Source organism: Variovorax sp. 20P10.2.4 (genome assembly GCF_058244205.1).
Genome location: NZ_JBZAYE010000509.1, coordinates 1 through 5,457, shown reverse-complemented (window position 1 = coordinate 5,457; position 5,457 = coordinate 1). Strand labels below are relative to the sequence as shown.

Here is a 5,457-nt window from a genome sequence, read left to right as displayed (position 1 = left end):
CGGCCAGCCCCATGCCGAAGGCCGAGAGCACGCCCGCCAGCGGATGCAGGTAGACGCTGCGCATGCCCAGCGCATCGGCCACCAGGCAGGCATGCTGGCCGCCCGCGCCGCCGAAGCACTGCAGCGTGTATTGCGTGACGTCGTAGCCGCGCGCCACCGAGATCCGCTTGATCGCATTGGCCATGCTCGCCACCGCGATGCGCAGCGCACCGCTCGCGACCTCCTCGGCGCCGACCGCGCGGCCCGTGGCCTCGGTCATGCGTTGCGCCATCGCGGCAAAGCCGCGCTCGGCCGCGTCGCGGTCCAGCGGCTGGTCGGCGCCCGGGCCGAACACCTGCGGGAAGTGCGCGGGCTGGATCTTGCCGAGCAGCACGTTGGCGTCGGTGGTGGTCAGCGGCCCGCCGCGGCGGTAGCTCGCGGGGCCGGGATTGGCGCCGGCCGACTCGGGACCGACGCGCAGCCGCGCGCCGTCGAAGGAGACGATCGAGCCGCCGCCGGCCGCCACCGTGTGGATGCTCATCATCGGCGCGCGCATGCGCACGCCGGCCACCTGGGTCTCGAACGAGCGCTCGAACTCGCCCGCGTAGTGCGACACGTCGGTGGAAGTGCCGCCCATGTCGAAGCCGATCACGCGCGCATGGCCGGCGTCGAGCGCGGTGCGCACCATGCCGACAATGCCGCCGGCCGGGCCCGAGAGGATCGCGTCCTTGCCCTGGAAGCGGTTCGCCTGCGTGAGCCCGCCCGAGCTCTGCATGAAGAACAGCGGCACGCCCGGCATCTGCTGCGACACCTGCTCGACATAGCGGCGCAGGATCGGGCTCAGGTAGGCGTCGACCACCGTCGTGTCGCCGCGCGGCACCAGCTTCATCAGCGGGCTGGTCTTGTGCGACACCGACACCTGCGTGAAGCCGATGGCGCGCGCGATGCCTTCGGCCGCCAGCTCGTGCGCCGTGTGGCGCCAGCCGTGCATGAAGACGATGGCGCAGGCGCGCAGGCCCTCGTCGAAGGCGGATTGCAGCTGCGCGCGCAGCGGCGCCTCGTCGAGCGCCTGCACCGTGCCGCCCTGCGCGTCGATGCGCTCGTCGGCCTCGATCACGCGCCGGTACAGCAGCTCGGGCAGCACGATGCGGCGGTCGAACAGCCGCGGGCGCGCCTGGGTGGCGATGCGCAGCGCATCGCGAAAGCCCTTCGTCGTGACCAGCACCGTGGGCTCGCCCTTGCGCTCGAGCAGCGCGTTGGTGGCCACCGTGGTGCCCATCTTCACGCACTCCACTCGCTCGGGCGTCACGGCCTCGCCCGGTGCCAGCCTCAGCAGCCGGCGGATGCCCTCGACGGCCGCGTCGCGGTACTGCTCGGGGTTCTCCGACAGCAGCTTGAGCGTGTGCAGGCCGCCTTCGGGATCGCGCCCCACGAGGTCGGTGAAGGTGCCGCCGCGGTCGATCCAGAACTGCCAGCGGGACGGGAGAAGGGTTTGCGTGGTCATGGGGAACAAGGATAGGTCTTCGCGAGGAAAGGGAGCGGAATCGGGTCAGTTCTGGCGCAGGTCGCGGCCACGGGTCTCGGGCAGGCACAGCGCCACCACCACGACCATCGCATAGGCCACCGCCGCGCAGACGCCGATGGCGGTGCCCAGCGGCAGGTGCATGCGGTCGCTCAGCACGCCGACCAGCGCCGGGAAGGTGGCGCCGATGCCGCGCCCGAAGTTGTAGCAAAAGCCTTGCCCGGAGCCGCGCAGCTCGTTGGGGAACAGCTCGGCCAGGAAGGCGCCCGCGCCGCTGAAGATGCCCGAGATGAAGAAGCCGAGCGGGAAGCCCAGCAGCAGCATCAGGCCGTCGGTGATCGGCAGCAGCGTGTAGGCATAGACCAGCAGGCCGGCGCCGATGGCGAACAGAATGAAGGCGCGGCGGCGGCCCAGCCGATCCGACAGGTAGGCGCCGCAGAGGTAGCCGACGAAGGCACCGACGATGAACATGAACTGGTAGCCGCCCGAGCTCAGCACCGTCAGGTGGCGCTCGTTCTTCAGGAAGGTCGGCAGCCACACGCCGATGGCGTAGTAGCCGCCCTGCATGCCGGTGAACAGCAGGCTCGCGAGCACCGTGGTGCCGAGCACGCCGGGCTTGAAGATCGCGAGGAAGTTGCCGCTGCGCTCGCCGCGCGCCACGGCGGCGCGGGTCTGCACGTAGATCTCGGGGTCGCTGATCGAGCGCCGGATGAAGACGATCAGCAACGCGGGCAGCAGGCCCAGCAGGAACATCACGCGCCACGAGACCTCGGGCGGCAGGAACGAGAACAGCGCCATCGACACCAGCACCGCCGCGCCCCAGCCCACGGCCCAGCTGCTCTGCACCAGACCGACCGCCTTGCCGCGGTAGGCCGGCCGGATCATCTCGGCGATCAGCACCGAGCCCACGGCCCATTCGCCGCCGAAGCCCAGGCCCTGCAGCGTGCGCGCCACCAGCAGCTGCCCGGGCGTCTGGGCCAGGCCGCAGGCGAAGGTGAAGATCGCGAACACCAGGATCGTGAGCTGCAGGATGCGCACCCGGCCATAGCGGTCGGCAAGGATGCCCGCGGCCCAGCCGCCGAGCGCCGAGGCCACCAGCGTGGCGGTGCCGATCAGGCCGACCTCGGTCTTGCTCATGCCCCACAGCGACAGCAGGATCGGCGTGACCAACGGCAGCGTGTAGTAGTCGAAGGCATCGACCGCGTAGCCGCTGAACGAGGCCGCGAGCGTGCGCTTCTCGTTCGGGTTCAGGGTGCGCAGCCAGTTGGCGTCGCCGGCGTCCGCCGTGCCGTCGACGGGCGTCGGCGCGGTGGCCTCGAGGGTGCTGTTTTTCATGGTGTCTTCTCCAGGGTGGGTCGGGGCGGGAACGGCGTCGCGCGGTCCCTGCCCAGGGAACCGGCGGCGATCGGAACCAGGGGCGGCGCGCTACAGCGCGGCGAGCCGATGGTGCGGCAGGTCGGTGACCAGCATCGCGCCCGGCGCATGCGTGATCGCCAGCGGCAGCCGCGCGGCCGCGAGCGCGGCCTGGGGCGTCACGCCGCAGGCCCAGAACACCGGCAGCTCGTCGGGCATCACCTCGACGGCATCGCCGTACTCGGGGCGGCCGATATCGCGGATGCCGATCAGCGCGGGATCGCCCAGGTGCACCGGCGCGCCATGCACGGCCGGAAAGCGCGAGGTGATCTGCACCGCGCGGATCGCGTCGGCCGCGCGCAGCGGCCGCATCGACACCACCAGCGGCCCGCTGAACGGACCGGCCGGAACGGTCTGCAGCCCGGTGCGGTACATCGCGACGTTGCGGCCCTGCGCCACGTGCCGCAGCGCGATGCCCTCGGCCAGCAACGCATGCTCGAAGGTGAACGAGCAGCCGATGACGAAGCCGACCATGTCGTCCCGCCACAGCGCGCGCACGTCGGTGGGCTCGTCGACCAGCTCGCCTTCGCGCCACACGCGGTAGCGCGGCAGGTCGCTGCGCAGGTCGATGTCCTCGCCGAGCGCGGGGAGCGAGGGATCGCCGACCTCGGTCACGCCGAGCAGCGGACAGGGCTTGGGATTGGCCTGGCAGAAGCGCAGGAAGTCGCCCGCATGGGCCTGCGGCAGGATCACGAGATTGCCCTGCACGTGGGCGCTGGCCAGCCCGCTGGTGTGGCCGCTCAGGCGGCCGGTACGGGCGGCTTGCCGCACTTCGCGTGCGCTGCTCGCGCCGGTGGGCAGGGAGGTCGGTTCGTCTGTGGCTGGCATGGCGTTGGCGAGCGGCTGCTTGTCTCTTCGTTGTGGTGGGCGGATTGTGGGAATCCGCGCGCCCGAACGCCAACGCAAAGTTTCTTGCTCAGCTCATCGATTTTTTCGATGAGCCAGCGCGGTGCGAACCGTGCACCACAGCGGAACTCACGGCGGCCTCGAGCAGCAGTGAAGAAGGATCGTCGCGATAGCTCGCATAGATCGGCAAGGGCTCCAGCGTCCCTTCGCTCGGCAGCACGCGCAGCGGCAGCCGCCGCGCGAGGCCATCGACCACCGCGCGCGGCAGGGTGGCCACGCCGAAGCCCGCCTCCACCAGCTGCGCCATCGCCGAGATCGACGAGATCGCATGCACGCGCGGCGCCGCGCCGCCTGCCTCGCGGAAGAACTCGAGCAGCGCCACGTGCGGCTGCGAACCCCGCTGGAAGGTCAGCAGGTCGAGCGACAGCAGGTCGGCGATGCGGTAGCGCCGCCGCAGGTGCAGCTCGCGGTGGCCGACGAAGCACATGGCCATCGGCGGCACCGCGCGCGTGCGCACGCCGTCGCCCACCGCGGGCAGCGCGGCGAACACCAGGTCCTGCTTGCCGCGCTGCAGCTGGTCGACCAGCACCGGCGTGGTTTCGACCGTGAGCTCGAGCTCGAAGTCCGGGTAGGTGGCCTGCATGTGCTTGAGCCAGCCCGTGAGCCAGCTGTGCACCACCGACTCGATCGCGCCCACGCGCAGCACCGTCTCGCGCACCGCGCCCGAGCCCATCTCGGCCTTGATGTGCATCTGCATCTCGAGCAGCTTCTGCGCGAAGGCATGGAAGCGCTGGCCCGCCACCGTGAGGCGGAACTGCTTGTCGCGGCGGTCGAGCAGCAAGGTGCCGAGCTCGCGCTCGAGCGCGGCGATGCGGCTGGACAGCGCGGACTGCGTGAGGTGCAGCTTCTCGGCGGCGCGCGTCACGCTCTTGAGGGCCACGGCCCAGTGGAAGGCTTCCACGAATCGGAGGTTCATCGTTCGGCTCGACGGACTGGCGAAGGCCCGAGTGTCGCGCGCCGGTCGCGCTTATCCTCGAACCCTCGACAAGGAGACAAGGACCGACATGCAGATCGTCATCACCGGCGGCGCCGGCTTTCTGGGCGCCCGCCTCGCCCGCACGCTGCTCGCGCAGGGCCGCCTTTCGCTCGCGGGCGCGGCCCCAGCCCCCATCGCCAGGATCACCCTGGTCGACCGTGCGCCGCCGCCGGCCGACCTCGCGGCCGACCCGCGTGTCGCCTTCGTGACTGGCGACCTCAACGACCAGCTCGGCGCCGATGCCGACGCCACGCCCTGGCGCGAGGCCGACGCCGTGTTCCACCTCGCGGCCGCGGTCAGCGGCGAGTGCGAGGCCGACTTCGACCTCGGCATGCGCAGCAACTTCGCCGCCACCCATGCGCTGCTCGAGCGGCTGCGCGCGCTCGGCACCCGGCCGGTGCTGGTGTTCTCGAGCTCGCTCGCGGTGTTCGGCGATTCGCCCGAGCAGCCGCTGCCGCCGGTGATCGACGACCACACGCTGCCAACGCCGCAGACCAGCTACGGGATCCAGAAGTTCATCGGCGAGCAACTGGTGGCCGACTTCACGCGCAAGGGCTTCGTGCGTGGGCGCAGCGTGCGGCTGATGACGGTGAGCGTGCGCCCGGGCAAGCCCAATGGCGCGGCCTCGGGCTTCTTCAGCGGCATGATCCGCGAGCCGCTG

At 71.2% G+C, this 5,457-nt stretch carries 5 protein-coding genes; 1 reads left to right on the top strand and 4 read right to left on the bottom strand.

The window, feature by feature from the left end:
• From AC27VN_RS31595 to AC27VN_RS31580, 4 genes are all read right to left on the bottom strand, one after another.
• Positions 1-1,483: hydantoinase/oxoprolinase family protein (locus AC27VN_RS31595; RefSeq protein ID WP_490879112.1), on the bottom strand; the 1,483-nt coding region annotated here is incomplete at its 3' end.
• Between the two features lie 45 nt (positions 1,484-1,528).
• Entirely contained in the window at positions 1,529-2,836 is a 1,308-nt protein-coding gene (locus tag AC27VN_RS31590; protein ID WP_490879111.1) for an MFS transporter, read from the bottom strand.
• 90 nt (positions 2,837-2,926) lie between these two features.
• Positions 2,927-3,742, bottom strand: a complete 816-nt coding sequence (locus AC27VN_RS31585; RefSeq protein ID WP_490879110.1) for a putative hydro-lyase — start codon at positions 3,740-3,742, stop codon at positions 2,927-2,929.
• A gap of 88 nt (positions 3,743-3,830) precedes the next feature.
• Positions 3,831-4,736, bottom strand: a complete 906-nt coding sequence (locus AC27VN_RS31580) for a LysR family transcriptional regulator (protein WP_057597662.1) — start codon at positions 4,734-4,736, stop codon at positions 3,831-3,833.
• Between the two features lie 88 nt (positions 4,737-4,824).
• On the opposite strand from AC27VN_RS31580, the gene AC27VN_RS31575 reads away from it, so the two are divergent.
• Positions 4,825-5,457, top strand: a 633-nt coding sequence (locus tag AC27VN_RS31575) for an NAD-dependent epimerase/dehydratase family protein (protein WP_490879109.1), incomplete at its 3' end; no start/stop codon positions are given.

Coding starts and splice junctions, on each gene's coding strand:
- AC27VN_RS31590 (WP_490879111.1), bottom strand. CDS start 2,836: ATGAAAAACAGCACCCTCGAGGCCACCGCGCCGACGCCCGTCGACGGC.
- AC27VN_RS31585 (WP_490879110.1), bottom strand. CDS start 3,742: ATGCCAGCCACAGACGAACCGACCTCCCTGCCCACCGGCGCGAGCAGC.
- AC27VN_RS31580 (WP_057597662.1), bottom strand. CDS start 4,736: ATGAACCTCCGATTCGTGGAAGCCTTCCACTGGGCCGTGGCCCTCAAG.